This window comes from Halobacteriovorax sp. RT-2-3 (assembly GCF_047085075.1).
GTDB lineage: Bacteria > Bdellovibrionota > Bacteriovoracia > Bacteriovoracales > Bacteriovoracaceae > Halobacteriovorax_A.
In genome coordinates this window covers 593059-609986 of sequence record NZ_JBKIYF010000003.1, presented here as the reverse complement: position 1 = coordinate 609986, position 16928 = coordinate 593059, and the positions used below count along the sequence as shown (strand labels likewise).

The 16928-nt window shown below is 35.1% G+C and carries 16 protein-coding genes and 1 tRNA gene; 10 read left to right on the top strand and 7 right to left on the bottom strand.

The window, feature by feature from the left end:
* Positions 1-54 precede the first annotated feature (54 nt).
* Positions 55-3204: a fused isobutyryl-CoA mutase/GTPase IcmF gene (gene icmF / locus ACMAYX_RS13510; protein ID WP_412470996.1), complete on the top strand. Its 3150-nt coding sequence runs from the start codon at positions 55-57 to the stop codon at positions 3202-3204.
* Positions 3204-3758: a cob(I)yrinic acid a,c-diamide adenosyltransferase gene (locus tag ACMAYX_RS13505; protein WP_103218668.1), complete on the top strand. Its 555-nt coding sequence runs from the start codon at positions 3204-3206 to the stop codon at positions 3756-3758. Before icmF ends, ACMAYX_RS13505 begins: the two co-directional genes overlap by 1 nt.
* 6 nt (positions 3759-3764) lie before the next feature.
* Here the strand turns inward: ACMAYX_RS13505 and ACMAYX_RS13500 are convergent, their stop codons facing one another.
* On the bottom strand, positions 3765-4319 hold the full coding sequence (locus ACMAYX_RS13500; protein ID WP_392994097.1) for an FHA domain-containing protein: 555 nt from the start codon (positions 4317-4319) through the stop codon (positions 3765-3767).
* 87 nt (positions 4320-4406) lie between these two features.
* On the opposite strand from ACMAYX_RS13500, the gene ACMAYX_RS13495 reads away from it, so the two are divergent.
* Both ACMAYX_RS13495 and ACMAYX_RS13490 read left to right on the top strand, forming a co-directional pair.
* Positions 4407-4742 carry a HesB/IscA family protein gene (locus ACMAYX_RS13495; protein ID WP_412472052.1) on the top strand — a complete coding sequence of 112 codons (336 nt, stop codon included), beginning with the start codon at positions 4407-4409 and terminating at the stop codon, positions 4740-4742.
* Positions 4743-4745: 3 nt separating this feature from the next.
* Positions 4746-6254: a CDC27 family protein gene (locus ACMAYX_RS13490; protein ID WP_412472051.1), complete on the top strand. Its 1509-nt coding sequence runs from the start codon at positions 4746-4748 to the stop codon at positions 6252-6254.
* Here ACMAYX_RS13490 and ACMAYX_RS13485 read toward each other — a convergent pair whose 3' ends face one another.
* On the bottom strand, positions 6255-7559 hold the full coding sequence (locus ACMAYX_RS13485) for an aKG-HExxH-type peptide beta-hydroxylase (protein ID WP_412472050.1): 1305 nt from the start codon (positions 7557-7559) through the stop codon (positions 6255-6257).
* Between the two features lie 120 nt (positions 7560-7679).
* Positions 7680-7754: transfer RNA gene (locus ACMAYX_RS13480), tRNA-Asn, on the bottom strand.
* Positions 7755-7933: 179 nt separating this feature from the next.
* On the opposite strand from ACMAYX_RS13480, the gene ACMAYX_RS13475 reads away from it, so the two are divergent.
* Positions 7934-8452, top strand: coding sequence for a hypothetical protein (locus ACMAYX_RS13475; protein ID WP_412470517.1), 519 nt, complete (start codon positions 7934-7936; stop codon positions 8450-8452).
* Here the strand turns inward: ACMAYX_RS13475 and ACMAYX_RS13470 are convergent.
* Genes ACMAYX_RS13470 through ACMAYX_RS13460 form a run of 3 tightly spaced genes read right to left on the bottom strand, consistent with a single transcriptional unit; the run spans position 8449 to position 12357 of the window.
* Positions 8449-9960, bottom strand: a complete 1512-nt coding sequence (locus ACMAYX_RS13470; RefSeq protein WP_412470518.1) for an aldehyde dehydrogenase family protein — start codon at positions 9958-9960, stop codon at positions 8449-8451. The two genes, ACMAYX_RS13475 and ACMAYX_RS13470, sit on opposite strands and share 4 nt — an antisense overlap.
* Before the next feature lie 8 nt (positions 9961-9968).
* Complete coding sequence (locus ACMAYX_RS13465) at positions 9969-10970, bottom strand: arginine N-succinyltransferase (RefSeq protein WP_412472049.1); 1002 nt, start codon at positions 10968-10970, stop codon at positions 9969-9971.
* A 19-nt stretch (positions 10971-10989) separates the two neighbouring features.
* Positions 10990-12357 (bottom strand): aminotransferase class III-fold pyridoxal phosphate-dependent enzyme, encoded by a 1368-nt coding sequence (locus tag ACMAYX_RS13460; protein WP_103218676.1) that lies wholly within the window; start codon positions 12355-12357, stop codon positions 10990-10992.
* A gap of 72 nt (positions 12358-12429) precedes the next feature.
* Here ACMAYX_RS13460 and ACMAYX_RS13455 point away from each other — a divergent pair, with 72 nt between their 5' ends.
* Genes ACMAYX_RS13455 through ACMAYX_RS13435 form a run of 5 tightly spaced genes read left to right on the top strand, consistent with a single transcriptional unit; the run spans position 12430 to position 16243 of the window.
* A complete protein-coding gene (locus ACMAYX_RS13455) occupies positions 12430-13077 on the top strand; it encodes a tetratricopeptide repeat protein (RefSeq protein WP_103218677.1) in 648 nt (215 codons plus the stop codon).
* Positions 13078-13086: 9 nt separating this feature from the next.
* The gene (locus ACMAYX_RS13450) at positions 13087-13686 is read left to right on the top strand and encodes a cyclic nucleotide-binding domain-containing protein (RefSeq protein WP_103218678.1); all 600 of its coding nucleotides are present in this window, start codon (positions 13087-13089) and stop codon (positions 13684-13686) included.
* Positions 13679-14710, top strand: coding sequence for an AI-2E family transporter (locus ACMAYX_RS13445; RefSeq protein ID WP_103218679.1), 1032 nt, complete (start codon positions 13679-13681; stop codon positions 14708-14710). The genes ACMAYX_RS13450 and ACMAYX_RS13445 overlap by 8 nt, the downstream gene beginning before the upstream one ends.
* 51 nt (positions 14711-14761) lie before the next feature.
* On the top strand, positions 14762-15499 hold the full coding sequence (gene bamD / locus ACMAYX_RS13440; RefSeq protein WP_103218680.1) for an outer membrane protein assembly factor BamD: 738 nt from the start codon (positions 14762-14764) through the stop codon (positions 15497-15499).
* 12 nt (positions 15500-15511) lie between these two features.
* Complete coding sequence (locus ACMAYX_RS13435; RefSeq protein WP_103218681.1) at positions 15512-16243, top strand: tetratricopeptide repeat protein; 732 nt, start codon at positions 15512-15514, stop codon at positions 16241-16243.
* A 79-nt stretch (positions 16244-16322) separates the two neighbouring features.
* Here the strand turns inward: ACMAYX_RS13435 and fliW are convergent, their stop codons facing one another.
* Positions 16323-16877: a flagellar assembly protein FliW gene (gene fliW, locus ACMAYX_RS13430; protein WP_103218682.1), complete on the bottom strand. Its 555-nt coding sequence runs from the start codon at positions 16875-16877 to the stop codon at positions 16323-16325.
* Positions 16878-16928: the final 51 nt, after the last annotated feature.

The following is a 16928-nucleotide window of genomic DNA, read 5'->3' as shown; positions in this document are numbered from 1 at the left end:
TAAAAAGCTTGGGTAAATAATTGTTTTTACCTGACGTGATTTCAGAGGTTTAGAGTGAGAAAATTAAGATTTGTCACAGCGGCCAGTTTATTTGATGGCCATGATGTATCAATAAATATTATGAGAAGGCTTCTTCAGTCAAAAGGTGTGGAAGTTATTCACCTTGGACACAACCGTTCTGCACAAGAGGTTGTTGATGCTGTTTTACACGAAGACGCAAATGCTGTTGCCTTGAGTTCTTATCAAGGTGGGCATAATGAATACTTTGCTTATGTACGTGAGCTTTTAGATGAAGCTGGGGCAACTAACGTTCGTATTTTTGGCGGCGGTGGTGGTGTAATCACTCCAAAAGAAATTAAGGCCCTGCACGAGAAAGGTATCACAAGAATCTATTCTCCTGAAGACGGGATGAAATTAGGTCTTGAGGGAATTATTGACGATATGATCGAGAGAGCTACTCACTCAACACTTGATGGCTTCACTCTTGATGCAAAAGCAAAGGATCTACCAAAGACTCAATTAGCAAAAGTAATTACTGCTATTGAAGATGGGGCCGATATTGAAATTCCTTCTTCAAATAAAAATATTCCAGTTCTTGGTATCACAGGGACAGGTGGTGCTGGTAAGTCATCTTTAATTGATGAAACACTTTTAAGATTTCACCGCTTTTATCCAGAAAAGAAAGTTGCACTTATTTCAGTTGACCCAACTAAGAAGAAAACTCAAGGTGCTCTTTTAGGTGACCGTATTAGACTTGGTTCTGCTAATTTTGAAAACTTCTATATTAGATCACTGGCAACACGTGACTCTGGTACAGAGCTTTCTCCTCAAATTAAAAAGACTGTTAACTTTTTAAAGGAACAAGATTTCGATTTAATTATCGTTGAAACTTCAGGTATTGGTCAGGCTTCTGATGAGATTACAAAGATCTCAGATAAGTGTGTATATGTAATGACTCCTGAGTATGGTGCTGCAACTCAACTTGAAAAAATTGAGATGCTTGAACAGGCTGACTTTGTAGTTCTAAACAAGTTTGAAAAGCCTCGTTCAGAAGATTCAATGAGAGATATTAGAAAGCAATATCGCCGCAATCATCAACTGTTTGCTGGTCATCCAGGTTCTCCGACGGATGAAGAGCTTCCAATTTTTGGAACAATGGCATCTAAGTTTAATGATGTTGGTGTAAATGCTTTATTTCAGGCCATTGCTCAAACATTTGACTTTGACCAAGCACCTCTAGAAGGAATCATCGCAAATCGTGCAAGTAATGATAAGACGAGAATTATTCCTGCAGAGAGATCATTATACCTAAGAGAGATCGCTAAGGCTTCTCGTGACTATAATAACGAAACTGAAATTAGAATGGAAAAACTTCGTGACATCGAAGCACTTGAGATCACAAGTAAAATTGTTCCAAGTAACGAAGTTGATGCAAAGCTTGCTGAGCTTAAAGCAGAGCTTGGTGAAGATGTTGAAAAAGAGATTGAACAATTTCAATCAGTTTTAAAGCAATACCAAGACGGAACTTTCACTTATCACGTACGTGATCGAGAGTTTAAAGTTGCAACTAAATATACTTCACTTTCTGGATTAGAAATTCAAAAAGTAGGAACTCCAAGATTCTCTTCTAAAGTTGATCAGTACCGTTTCATTAGAGATGTAAATATGCCAGGCTTCTTTCCATTCGGCGCAGGGATTTTTCCATTTAAGCGTACTGATGAAGATCCAAAGAGAATGTTTGCAGGAGAAGGTGGCCCAGCGAGAACGAATAAGCGTTTTCACTATCTTTCAAAAGATGACAAAGCGAAACGTCTTTCAACTGCTTTTGACTCTGTAACTCTTTACGGAGAAGATCCAGATCTTCGTCCAGATATCTTTGGTAAAATTGGTGAAGCCGGAGTTTCGATTGCGACAGTTGAAGATATGGAATTACTATTTGATGGCTTTGATCTATCTGATCCATATACATCTGTATCAATGACAATTAATGGCCCTGCACCAATTATGTTAGCTTTCTACTTAAACACTGCTTTAAGACAAAAGTTAAAAGGTGAGGATTATTACGATAATGAAAAACGCCTAGCAATTCTTCAACAAATTAGAGGTACTGTACAAGCAGATATCCTAAAAGAAGATCAGGCACAGAACACATGTATCTTCTCTCTTGAGTTTGCACTTAAGATGATGGGAGATGTTCAAGAGTATTTCTGTCAGCAGAAAATTAAAAATTACTATACGGTTTCAATTTCGGGATACCATATTGCAGAAGCTGGTGCGAACCCAATTACTCAAGTTGCTTTCACTCTTGCTAACGGTTTCACTTTTGTTGAGTACTACTTAGCTCGTGGATTAAATATTGATGAGTTCTCTCAAAACTTATCTTTCTTCTTCTCTAATGGTCTTGATCCTGAATACTCAGTGATCGGACGTGTTGCTAGAAAGATTTGGGCGATCACAATGCGCGATAAATATGGTGCAAATGACAAGTCTCAAAAATTTAAATATCACATTCAAACTTCAGGGCGTTCTTTACACGCTCAAGAAATTGATTTCAATGATATTAGAACGACTCTACAAGCTTACCTTGCACTTTCTGATAATTGTAACTCTCTACATACAAATGCTTATGATGAAGCGATTACGACACCAACTGAAGAGTCTGTAAGACGTGCAATGGCAATTCAGATGATTATTAACCGCGAGTTTGGTTTAAATAAATCTGACAACCCTATGCAGGGAGCTTACGTAATTGAAGAGTTAGCCGATCTTGTTGAAGAAGCTATCTTAGCAGAATTTGAGAGAATTTCTGATAAGGGTGGTGTTCTTGGTGCAATGGAAAGTATGTATCAAAGATCAAAAATTCAAGAAGAGTCTCTATACTATGAGACACTAAAAGATACTGGAGAACTTCCAATCATTGGTGTTAATACTTATATTGCAGACAATATTGATGAGCAGTTAAACCAAGAAATTGAACTTTCACGTTGTAGCGACGAAGAAAAGAAAGGTCAGATTTCACGTTTAAATGATTTCAAATCTAGAAATGCTGATAAATCTGATGAAGCACTAAATAAACTAAGAGCAGTTGCTTTATCTGGTGGAAATATTTTTGCTGAACTTATTGAAACAGTTAATTATTGTTCTCTTGGACAAATCACTAATCTTCTTTATGAAATTGGTGGGAAGTACAGAAGGAATATGTAATGAAGAAGTCGAAGATCTACACTCGTACAGGTGATAAAGGTGAGACTAGTCTTGTTGGTGGTCAACGAGTATCTAAAGCAAGTGCTCGTATAAATCTTTATGGAAATCTTGATGAGCTTAATAGCTATGTAGGTCTATCGCTCTGTTACATCGATGTTTCGAGAGTAAAAAATACTTTTAAATCAATTCAAGAAAATCTTTTTGTTCTCGGTTCTAACTTCGCAACGCTTAGAGAGGACCGAGATAATTTTAAATTACCGAAATTAAGTATTGAAGACATCCTTCATTTAGAAGGAGAAATCGATTATTTTGATTCTGTAGTAGATCCTTTAAAATATTTCATACTTCCTGGTGGAAGCGTTGCTGCCTCTAACGTTCATATTTGTCGCACAAAAACACGCCAAGTTGAAAGAGAAGCCGTGGAGCTTGGGGATGTAGATCCAATAGATTTAGAGTATCTAAATCGACTATCGGATTATTTCTTTATCGTTGCTAGATTTTTAAACAAGCATGAAAATATTCAAGATATTCCTTGGGTACCAAAAAAAGATTAAGAAGGTTTACTTAAAGAATTTTAAAATCTTAGTCATGACAGTTTTGTCTTCTGGCTCAGGTTTTTTCTTTTTTGCGACTTTCTTTCTAATTTTTTGAATAGGCTGTTTCTTATTAATTTCGGCCCTTAACTTCTGTTTTTCAAGTGATAATTGGTTTAGGGCCAAAAATCCGGTTTGATCAGATAGCACAGTAGATGTTTGAGTACTATCATGAGAGATCTCATTAGCGTCTACTGGCTTTGTTAGAAATTTATACTCAATATCAGTTAAGTCGTTTAGATCAATACAGATGATGCAATTCCCAATACGTACCGTTTCATAAATATAGAGACGCTGCTCATCTATTAATTTTTTATTGTTAATATAGGTACCGTTTGTCGATCCTAGATCCTTAACAATTATTTCCTTATTTTGATAAGTAATTTCTAGATGTTTTGATGAAATTTTAGAGTCATCGATTGAAATATCAACAGACGACTTAGAGCGTCCAAAGCTTAATTTAGGTTTAATAAGAACCTTTGCTTTATTTTCACCGCTCTTAATAATCAATGAGATAGACATTGTTTCTTGCTCCTATATAAAGTATATCATCAATGTGATATAATTCAGTTATTGGTCATTATTACCTACGTAATATTAGAGGTTTATATGAACGAGTTATTAAATGTGACGCCAAAAGCAGTTGCGCAAATAAAAAATATTTTCAAAAGTGAGGATCGATCGACTCAAGACTTCGGCTTACGCCTTGGAGTTATTGGTGGAGGTTGTTCAGGTCTTTCTTATAATATTGATTTTGATGCTCCTAAAGAATCAGACAATATTATTGAACTAGATGGTGTAAGGATTCTCGTGGATCCAAAGTCATCGATCTACTTAAGTGGTATTACTTTAGATTTTAAAGACGGCCTTAATGGTAAAGGTTTTGTTTTTGAAAACCCAAATGCAAAGAATACTTGTGGTTGTGGTGAAAGCTTTAGTGTTTAGTTAATGACCGCTCAAGTTTTAAGTAATTTCTTTTTTTATGATAATCAATTTTCTTTTGAAGATCATAAGGTCTATGCATTTATTGGTAACGAGACGAAGGACTATCTTCAGCGTCAGTTAACTGTTGACTTAAATGAAGTTGTAAATAGGGCCTCTCTGGCCTGTCGCTTAGATCGTACAGGTCGAGTTTATTCTTTTTTCTACTTAATTAATAATGCAGATAGATACTACCTTGTTGTTAATAATGATCTTGCTCAGGCCACGATAGAAGAGCTTGAGAAGTTCATCATTATGGAAGACATCGAAATTAAAGAAGTAAACAAAGTCGCAACTATTTCAACACATAAGAAAGACGACTTTGTCCCAATAACTATATTTGATGGACAGGCTTTTATTGGTTTAACTGATAAGGCAGTTGAATCAACTATTTCTAAAGAAATATTAGATAAGCTTATTACATTATCAGCTTGGCCAACTTTTAACTTAAATATTACTCAAAAGGATCTCGTGAATGAAACGAGATTGAATGAGTACGCTGTAAGCTATAAGAAAGGTTGTTTTTTAGGACAGGAAACTGCTGCTAAAATAGAATCTCGTCGTGGAGCTGCTCGCTTTCCTGTTTTAGTTGAATCAAGAATCAAACTTGAGGGTGATGAGTTAAGTGCAGAAGGAAAAAAGTTAAAAATTCTTAGTTCATATGAAGAGCAAGGTATGTTCTTTTATAGTGTTAAAGCACCTCGTGATTTCTTAATCAATGATCTTGATATCGATTCTAACATGAAGATCAAAACATATCCGATAGAGAATTTATCTGCGGATGGTTTAAGTGAAGTGTTTTTTAATAAGGCGGTAAGTCTATACCATAAGAAAGAAGTCGAAAAAGCTATCGAATTACTTGATATGGTAATAAGCTTCAATCCCCATTATGCTGATGCCTATGAATCGAAGGGCGTTATTTTAGGTAATAGTGGTGATCATCAGAAGGCCATTGATGTAATGGATCAACTCCTAAAAGTTGATGAAAATTCTGTTATGGCCCACACAAACAAGTCTCTCTATCTGATGAAGTTAGGTAAGATTGAAGAAGCTGAAGAAGAGAAGTCTCTTGCGACAGTTGCTTCATTCAAGCGATTTGGTGATGAGGCTAAATTTAAAAAAGAACAAGAAGAGCGTGAGCGTGCGGAAAAAGAAGACAGAGCTCGACGTTTTGATATGTTTAATAAAGTTTTGGCCATTGACGAAAATGATGTCGTTGCCAACTATGGCCTAGCCGATATTCATTTTAGTAATGATAAGTTTGATAAGGCCATGGGGCATATTGAGATTGTCTTAAATGAAAATCCTAAGTACTCAGTTGCGTATCTTCTTAAATCAAAGATTTTATTTAAACAAAAAAAATATGATGATTGTTTAAGTGTTATTGAGAAGGGGATGCCAATAGCAACTTCTCAAGGTGAGTTAATGCCCGCAAATGAGATGCAGGCACTAAAATCAAAAATTTCAAAATTATAATTAATAATATTCATTTCGTGCTGTTAGAAGTTCATTTTTAAGTTCTTCTACAGCACTAGAATTTAAGCTCTTCTCTAGAGCAAATATATGATCCCTGTGAGAATTAACCATTGATTTGAATTGTAAATATACTTCATATCCTTCAGGAGAGATGATCTCTTCTCTGTAGGCTTTCTCTAGATCTAGTTCACAGAATTGAAGCATATAGTATTCTTCAATAGCACGTTCTTGAATCTTGCTAAACTCAGCATTAGAGAAATCATGTTCTTCAAGTCGTGAAAGTGATGAGAATAGTTCAAGGGCCCAATAAAACGTCATATAAGCGTGATAAATGCCCCTAATAGGCCTTAGGGCGCGTCTCCATGGACTGTAGTATATTTTCTCTTCAAGCTCTTCTAAAAGCTCCTCTTGATTAAGGTAGCTGTTTAAAACGTGGTGACCATTTTCATGAAGTAGATCATCCATTAGGTCCATATCATCGCGATCATATGTGTTAATTGACGAGTATCCAGGAAGAGTTTGCATTGAGTAGCTAACTATTCCTTTTTCTCGAATTGGAATAATGTTTTGTGTAAACTCTTTGAATACTTCAAAAAGTTCTGGTGTGTATTTTTGAAGGCGACGATAAGCTTTTTCAATTTTTATCGTCATCTCCTGAGCTGTTTCTTCTAATTCGGAATAGAAAATTATATTTAAATCATCTATTTTAGAAATAATTGCTGGCTTCTTTTGTGATGAGCTATTCAGCTTTGCCAAAACCTTATCTTCTAAATTATCAAAAATAATTCTTTGACCATTTTGATAAGCTGATAAATTATCATCACCGAGTTCAGGTACATTCAAATAAGTTAATTCGCTGTCAATATTCTCATCAATGTGAATCTTGAAGAAAGCAATAATATTCTCTTCTAAAATTGTTACTAGTTTTTTGGACTCAGCTAACAGGTCTTTTGAATCATTTAATGAATTTAAAAAAACTTTGGCCAAGTTACTGTCATGCCAGAAGTTAAAAATTGCATCTTCAGATTCACTCATTTCGAATTCACCACCAACTTCAAATTCGCTATGATAAGAAATGATCTCAATAAGTGCCTCTATTAGATTGAACCAATAGAAATTAAGGTTGGAGTAGTCATTAAGCTTATCCGAAAAGATGGCCTCTTTATAAAAGCTTTGAAACCTTTGTGAGAGAAGCTCATTTTCATCTTCGTTCGCAGAAGCATCTTCACGATATAGTGCTAAACCTTCTAGGTATGATTCTTTAAAGGCATTGTTGTTTTCAATGAAATGATTAAAACTGTTCATAAGAAATCCGTAAGTAAAAATTCATTACAGATATAACACTATATCAAGATAAGATAAATTCTTATGATGTTAATTCGTTTAATATGAATATTTGGGGGATTTAAAGCGGATACAAAAGAATGGCTGGGATGGCGAGATTCGAACTCGCGACCAATAGATTAACAGTCTACTGCGCTACCGCTGCGCCACATCCCAGCAATCTTAAGTAGTTAATTTTATAAACTCGTTTTTTCAAATTGTAAATATTTTCTTTTATGGGAAAAATATTTAGTTTTTAGTAAGTACTTGAATTTATTGGGTCTCAATTAAAATTACTAAATTTTTTTTTTCAAAAACCGACAAGCATACTCAGATATTGAGGTAAAATAACGACTATGATGACTCAAAATAACCTTATTCGTAATTTATTAAGAGTGTTAACACCAGAGGAGGTCTCTGATTTAACGACTCTTGGTGATGCGTCTGCAAAAGATGCACTTACGGATTTATTACTAGGTCATAATCGCGGTGATAAAATTTCTTATTCACCACATGGCCTTGCTAAGGTTATTCCCTTTCCTGAGCGCTTTGAAGCTTCTGATACCCATTCAATTCAAGCTGATGAAGAGATTGTTACTGGTCCTCGTGTTGATCAGTTTATTAATCAATTTGTGACTAAGGTTAAATTTGAAGCAGGAAAAGTGCATCCTGGTGCTAAGCCTGTTGAAACGAGTACTTTTATTCTTGATCAGAAAGAGAAATTTAAGGCCGTATATACGAGATTAAAGAGTCGTGAAGTTTTAGATTTATATGCAAAGAATTCGGTAGTCGATCTTGAGCAAGAAAGAAAGAACCGAAGAGACCTGTCAAAGAATTCTTCGACAGGCGTCCTCGTTAATAAGAAACATTATTAATCAGCTAGGCCTTTAATATTCCCGCTTGCACTTGGAGAATCAATCTCGAGTGTAGCAAGTTGGTATACACAGTGATCAACAGTAGCAACTGCTGCTGGACGATAGTTCCCAGAGTTTTTTACACCACCAAATGGAAGTTTAGAGTGTGCTCCAACTGTTGCGCGATTAAGGTTTACTAAACCAGCATCAATATTATTAACAGCGTGTTTAAAACGTGCATGATCTTTCGTGAATACTGAAGCGGCCAGTCCATACTCTGTTGAGTTTGCAATATTAATCGCTTCATCAAAATCACTATAACCAACAAATGTAACGTTAGGACCAAAGATCTCATTTGCAAGGAAGTGACTCTTTGGAATTAACTTATCAGCATAGTGTATTGACGGAGAAACATAGTAACCTGGAGTTTCTCTCTCTAATTGCTTTCCACGCATTACTTCTTGTAAGCCTTCTCTTTTTGCCATGCCCATAAATAGTAGATACTGATCTAGTGAAGCTTGATCGATTAGAGGGCCCATAAATGGTTCAATCTTGTGGTCAATTGGGTGGTCGACAATAATTCTCTTTGCTAGATCATGAAAGCGAGAGATGAATTCATCTTTGATTGAATCATGAATTGCAACTAGTCCAGTTGAAGTACAACGCTGTCCAGCTGTTAAGTATGATCCTGTAAGTAGCTCTTCAATAGCATAATCAAGGTCAGCTGTTTCATCGATAATAGATGTATTTTTTCCACCTAGCTCAAGTGACACTAATTTAGAAAGATCAGTATGAGTTGTTTCAAGAATCTTTTGACCAACTTCTTTTGAACCAGTAAAGAAGATACCCTTAATTCTTTTATCTTTGATAATTCTTCTGGCTACTTCTCCGTCACCTTGTACAAGGTTTACGACACCCATTGGAAACTTCGCTTCAGCAAGACACTCAAACATTAATTGTGCTGAGTAGCATGTCTTCTCACTTGGCTTAAAAATAATTGAGTTACCAGAGATTAAGTTTGCTGTAATTTGTCCGTTTGCTAAGTGACATGGAAAGTTAAAAGGACCGATGATGAAGCTTGGTCCAACTGGCTTGAAGTAAATATGTGCATTTGTACCAGGTGCAATTCCTTCCATATTTTTAGTTTCGATTCTAGGAAGAGATGCTGATATCGTAACATCTACTTTTGCAATTAGAGCAGCAGCTTCAGTTCTTGCTTCCCAGAGTGGCTTACCTACTTCAAGTGCAATTGCTGTCGCAATTTGTTCTTGTTTCGTTTTAAGAACTTCCTGATATCTTCTTAGAGCTTCAATTCTTTCTTCAATTGAAGTATTTCTCCAAGTTTGAAATCCTTTGTGAGCAGAATCGATAAGCTCATCAATATGTGCATAATTTACGTTTAAGCTCCAAAGTGTTTTCGTTGTATCACTTGGACATTCACGTGAAATAGTTCTGTCATTTCTCAAATTTGCCGAGTCATCAAACTTAACAAATTCGTTATTATAAAAAGATCCTTTTAGTTGAAACATTTCTTCTCCTAGATCGCCATTATTGTTTTAACTGCACCATCATCTAATCCAAATGAAGATGGTTCTTCTACAGTTAGTATATCATTATTTAAACTACCTTTTAGACAAACAACTTCAAATTCTTCATTGTCCAAAAGGACTAAGTAAAATTTAGGTGAACTTGTTTTACCTTTCTTGATTTGCGCTTGTTGAATTGTCTTTACTGGTTTGATGTCATTGAGTTGACAACGATAGTGAGGGCCACCATCGAATGGATCAACTTCATGAGTGTATTTAAATCCTATTGATTCAAGCATTCTTTTAACAGGTTCAGTGTCTGCACCAACTTTACCTACAGCATCTCTTGCTTCAATAGGTAAGAGTGTTTCGTAGATTGTTCCAGAAGGAAATAGGCTTAGAATAAACTCTTTGTTCTTTCTACTAAGAACATCAGCGTCATGATACTCCATGTTTAGAAAGCGTCTTCCAATCGCTTCCCAAAGAGGTGACTTCCCGTCAGCGTCAAACGGTGGCATTAGTTCCGAATGTATTGTTTCTTTAAATCGATCTCTATTAAGACCCATATAAAGAAAGCGACAGAAAGAAAGAACTTTACCTAGTTTAAAAGGATTTCCACGATAAGTTGGATCTAGGATTAAGCCTCCAATTTCAGTCGGCCCATCTGTATCATATCCAAGCTTTAAGGTACCGTGAATAAAGCCAGTATTGATTGATTCTGAAAACTTATTTTCTTGTCCCACTTTTAAGTAGAAGTGTGGCTCTTCTTCATCACCGTGTCTTGCGTGAATCATAGAACATCCAATTACACGTTGTGATTCAAGATCTTCCAGAACAAAAATATAATGATCTTTAGAAAGATTATCGCTTTTTTGTTTGAAAGATCTTAGTGAACTATCAATCTTTGAACTGATAATTTCTTTGTCTGGGGGAAGGTTAATAAATGTGTAGAGACCTGAAAGGTCATACAAGTCTTCTAAGTCATCTGCTCTTACGGGTCTAATCTTAAACATCTAGTCTTCCTATTTATTTCTATTTAATTTGTTCAAGTATGGTTGATTCAATAATTGTAATAATGTCATCAATATGTTCATCAGTCATTGCTAGAGGCAGTAGTAAACGAACTCTAGTCGGCTCTTTTCCTGCCATAAATGCAATTATTCCGTTATCAAATAATTTTTTAACGAAGTTTGATACTGTTTCAGTTGATGAGTCACCAACTTCAAATGCGATCATTGTTCCAATACCACCAACATAAGTAATTTTATCTTGGCACGAATTTTTCATTAGGTGAGTAAGCTTAGAAATGAATTTATGTTCAAGCTCTTTAATTCTTCCATTTTCACCGTAGAAATTTCCTTCAGTTAAATATTTAATCAATCGACTTCCAGTTGAAAGCGCTGAAACCGATCCGTTAAACGTTCCAGCAATTAATCCTGGTTTAGGGTTTAGTTCTTCACTGAAAAGTACTCCACATACTTGTAGGGCCTTACCAACAGAAACAATATCAACATATTGATCTAGTCCCATTGTTTGGAAAGCAAATAGCTCGTGAGTACGCCCAAAAGTTTGAACTTCGTCGACCCAAATATAAATACCTTTCTTTTTGGCCCATTTAAAAATCTCTTCATAATATTCTTTAGGACCGAAGATAAATCCACCTTCACCCTGAATAATCTCTAACATAAGTGCACAGTGTTGATTTGGGTATTTTGTTGTTACTTCTTCAAGTGCAGCTAAAGTATTTTTTAATGATTCTTCCGGGTTGTTTTGATCAAAGTGTGGAACATGATCAACATCAAGAGATTTTGGCATACCTTGGCGGTAACTAGCATTATGAGTGATATCTTGTGTTGCTACAGAACGTCCTGCAAATGCTTTAGTAAAAGCAATTACTCTGTAAGCAGGGTCTTTCTTTTGCCAAACTAGTTTAAGAGCAAGATCGTTTGCAAAACTTCCAGAACCAGTAAACCAAAAATGCTTTAACTTACTACCTTCTACAGCTTTAAGTAGATTACTTGTTAACTCAATGGCCTGTGGATATGGTTGTAGGTTTCCACACATTACCGTGTCACCAAGAGCTGCTTCTAGGTGAGCTTTAATATAAATAGGGTGAGAGTGACCAAGAAGATTCGGTCCAATTCCACCAATTAAATCATATTTAACTGATCCATCAATAAGTTCTGAGAAAGGGCCATGTCCACGTCCAGATGAAACGTAATTAAAGTAAATACCTTTCCCTCTTTCTTGATTATATATTTTTAAAGTATCTTCAACTAAGTGCTTTTTACCTTCTTCTGGTCCACGAACTTCCATGAAGTTTTTTTGTTCTTTAAGAATTGAAGAAAATAGTTTATCAAACTGATCATTTATTTCGTTATTTCTTACGCCGTATTCCATATCCAACCTCTTTTTATGTGGTAGAATTATCACTCACTTGCAAACGCTACAAGCCAATTAGATAATAAGTTTATGTCAGATACTAGCACAGGAAATCCACTAAAAGAATTAGAAGACCTTTATAAAAATAAAGATTATGAGGGCTATAAGAATTTGTTGATTAAGAACAAAGATTTATTTGTCGACGCACAATATTTCTATAATTTGGGCACTGCATATCTCAAGTTGGAAGATATTGGCGCGGCCCGTTTAAACTTGGAAAAATCATATCAACTAGGTCAACAAGACAAACTAGTCACTAATAATATCAATTATATTAAATCGCAATATGACCTCGTGAGTCAGGATAGTAACTTCATTGCTAAAGCAATGGATATTCCTGGCACTTATTTTGTAAGTTTATCGTTGGTTCTTTTGATTGTTACTTTAATAATGAATCTTAAGACAAAGCTGCATAAGGCCATTATTTTTATCTGCTTTCTTATCGCTTTAACTCCAATAATTTTTAACAATGTGTATTTGAAAGGTAGTTATAAAAATGCCATTGTAATGAAGAACACTGATGTCTATGAAGGGCCATCTTCAATATTTGAACATAATCAAATTGCAAAGGAAGGACTTAGAGTCATCACTTCAAAGAAAAATGACAGTTGGTTTTTTATCTATTGGCCGAGCGAAGCTAAGGGCTGGGTGAAAGCTGAAAATATTGAATTCTATTAAAGGCTGGATATGACTGAAAAGTATTCAAAAGAAGATCGCATCGATATTAATCTCATTAAGTTTTTGTGGTCAATCAATCCTCTCATCAAAAGTAACAAGGTAACGATACCTTACTTATTAAGAGATACTGTTATCCTAAGAAGTTTAGGGGAGTTTGAATTATTCCAGTTGGCCAAATATTTTCACAGAAGAACATATGAAAAGGGTGAAGTTATCTTCAAGGAAGGAGACTTCGGTATAGGTTTTTATATTATTGTTTCAGGGCGAGTTGAGCTGTCAACTGAGAGAAACGGAAAGAAATTTCATGTAACGAATCTTGATCGTAAAGATTACATGGGTGAGATTGGCCTACTTGAAGATGGCCATAAGAGATCTGTTACGGCCACTGCGGTAGAACCATTAGAGCTATTAGGAATTTTTAAACCTGATGTTCAATTAATGATTTCTGAGAGACCTGCATTGTCTTCAAAATTTTTACAAGCAATGAGTGAGCTTGTTGTTAAGAAGCTTCATATCCTGGCCCGTGAGATTAGAAAACTTAAAGTTGAAAATTCTCATCTTAAAGATGAAGTTGTTAATTTAAAAGAAGAGATCGCTAAGAATGACTAGTAATGATCGCCTAAGGGCCATTATTTTTGGATTATTTGTCATCTCTTCGATGATACTTTTCTTTGTATTTCCGCGAGTCGCAACGCCACTTTTAGTTTGTTATGTACTTACCTTAATTCTAAATCCACTTCTGTTGTTTTTTGAAAGGTTTGGAATTAATCGAACTGCATCGTCAGCACTTGTTGTTATTTTACTTCTTTTTTTAACAATCTATCCAATTGTAAAGGTAACACCTTTAATGGTTAGCGAAGTTAATAATCTAGAAGTATATATTCCAAAAGTAGAAAGCTTTCTTAAGTCACTCTATTCGCAACTACAGGCATTTGTAGCGGAGCGAACAGGCTACCACTTAAGTAGTGGATATCTTCTTCAATCAATGAATTTTATAAAAGATGAATTCAGTGCTTTTGTTCTACTTGTACCAAAGTATCTAGGCTCGGCTTTAGAGTTGATTTTCATCGTTCCTTTATTTTTATTTTTCACATTGAAGGATATGAGAAATTTTAGAGAGCGTATAACAAGGCTTCTGCCAAACAAGTACTTTGAAAAACTTTATCACCTATCGTTTCAATTTAATCGCCAGATTGGTGATTATATTTTAGCAAAAGTAATTGAGGCCAGTATTCTTGGAATAATAATTTTTACGGGCTTATTTTTTCTCGATATTAGATTTTCTCTTTTATTCGGCTTACTGGCTGCGGTAACAAATATTATTCCTTATTTAGGGCCAGTATTTGGTGCTATTCCTGCATTTATTTTCATCGCAGCTGAATATGGAATGGGAACTCACTTTGGTGGAGCCCTTATCCTTTATTTAGTCGCTAACGTTATTGATATTGCGATTGTATTTCCACTTCTAGTATCGAAGATTGTAGACCTACACCCAGTACTTGTTGTTGTTAGTGTTATCCTTGGTTCACAGTTATTAGGGATCACAGGAATGATCATTTCAATACCTCTTGCGGCAGCAGTAAAATTACTTATAAATCAGATGCTTAAGGACGTATACGAAGAGCGTTATTAGCTTTGACGGGCCTTGCTAGAAAGTGCTAGAATTGCCTCTATAGGGGGCAATGTGCACAAACTCATTTCAATCATATTTATTCTACTGATGACATCATGCGCAGTTAATCGTCCGCAAGGAAGTACTGAAGCAGAGGTTCTCTACAAAGAAGCAGAGAGATTAGTAAAATCTGAACGCTATATCATGGCGCTAGAAAAACTTAATAAAATCAAATCTCAATACCCATATAGTTACTATGCAACTTCTGCAGAACTTATGCAGGCAGATATTCTTTATAAACAAGAAAATTATGAAGAAGCTGCAGCCGCTTACTTATTGTTTAAGGATTTCCATCCTAAGCACCCTAAAATGGATTATGTGACTTTCAAAATTGCCGAAGCATATTATAAGCAAAAGCCATCAACTTTTGATCGTGACCTAACTCCAGCGAAACAAGCAATTAAGTACTTCAATGAATTAAGAAGCCTATATCCACAATCCGAATATCTAAAAGATGCCAGAGAAAAGATTGATGAATGTTATAAAATGATTAAGGACAAAGAATTATATATTGCTAATTTTTATTACAAAACTAAAGACTGGCAATCGGCTTCTTTCCGTTATGAACAATTACTTGCACAGTTTAACGATGATGAAGTGAAAAGACTTGCGAGTGATCGCCTTGTCACTATTGGTCTAAAAGGTATTAGACCAGACCTATGTGAATTAGTTTTTAAAAATTATCGCTACTTATACAAAGACAAAGATCTTTCTAATTTAAAGAAAGATGTTAAAAAGTGTTTAGAATAGGGGACTTTCACCATGATGAAATCTTTTGAACAAGAAAAATTATCAAAGAAGGCAAAAGTCGCTTTTGAAAATCGTGAATATAATAAAGCGATTTCAATCTATAACGAGCTTTTAGAAATTGATGCTAAAGATGCTGATGCACTTTTTAATATCGCTAATATTTTTCACTTAACAGGTGAGATATCAAAAGCAATTAAAGCTTTTAAAAAGGTTTTAGAAGTAAGACCGGATCATACAGATGCAGCAGTAAGTTTATCAGTTCTCTACAATGATATTGGTCAATATGAAGAGGCGAGTAAGATTTTTCAGATTGCTTCTCAGAAAGTTAAAGTAAACTCGAAGAGTGCTGAACTTAACGATAATCATATCGATAGGAAATTTGCTATTAAGCACTATGAACTTGCTGATCTATATTTAACTTATAATCGCTACGATGAAGCATTATTTGAATATGGAAAGGTTCTTAAGCTCGATCCTTCAAATTTAGAAGCTAGAGTAAAGATGGCCAAGGTTTATGCGAAGAAAGGCTTCGTTAATAAATCTTTTGAAGAGCTATCAAATCTAAAGAATGAAAGACCTGACTATCTTCCAGGTAGAATTGCTCTAGGTGTTCTACACTATGGTAAAGGGGATATCCTAAGTGCGACAAGTGAATGGGAAAAGGTAATCTCTGTTGATCCTCTTAATAGCGAAGCGCAAATGTATTTAAACTTTGCAAAGAACGCAACTGAAACAACTCTTTAAAATTATCTAAAATTTAAAAATAAAAAAAGCACCATTACTGGTGCTTTTCTTTTATATGATTTCTTTTTGGGAAATTGAATTAAGCTTCTGCTGAGTGATCAACTGAAGTTTCTGTTGAAGAAGATTGCTCAACAACAGTTGGCTCAGTAGCAACACTTACATTTGTACGAACTGAATCATCAGAGTGGAAATTCATGATCGACTTTTTTAATGCATTGTACATTTCAAATTTAACTTCAAGCTTGTTGTCTTGAAGAACAATTTGACGAGCTTTATGTGAATCATTGTTAATAATGATTGGTGCCTTAAGGTTTGCAGACATTTGAGTTACATCCGTAGGAATCGTTAGGATTGTATAAACGCTTGCATTAGAAAGGTTTTCTAGTTTTAGGCTATTTAGCTCAGCCGGTAGTAGGCTTATTGAATAATCATCTTTAAAAATTTTTGGCTCAATGATTGGGAATGCTGTTGCACCGTCATCAGTTGATTGTAGCCATAGGATTAGAGTTTGATCGCCTGGATCAACAACAAAGAAATCCTTAAGGTTTTCAAAACCAAGAATACCTTCTTCGAACTTGATGATATCTTTATTGTTTACTTCTAATTCCCCAAATCGTGTTGTGCTTACTTTCACTGTCGTTCCTCCGAATTCAAGTTAAAGAACTTGATAACAGATTTTAGCAGC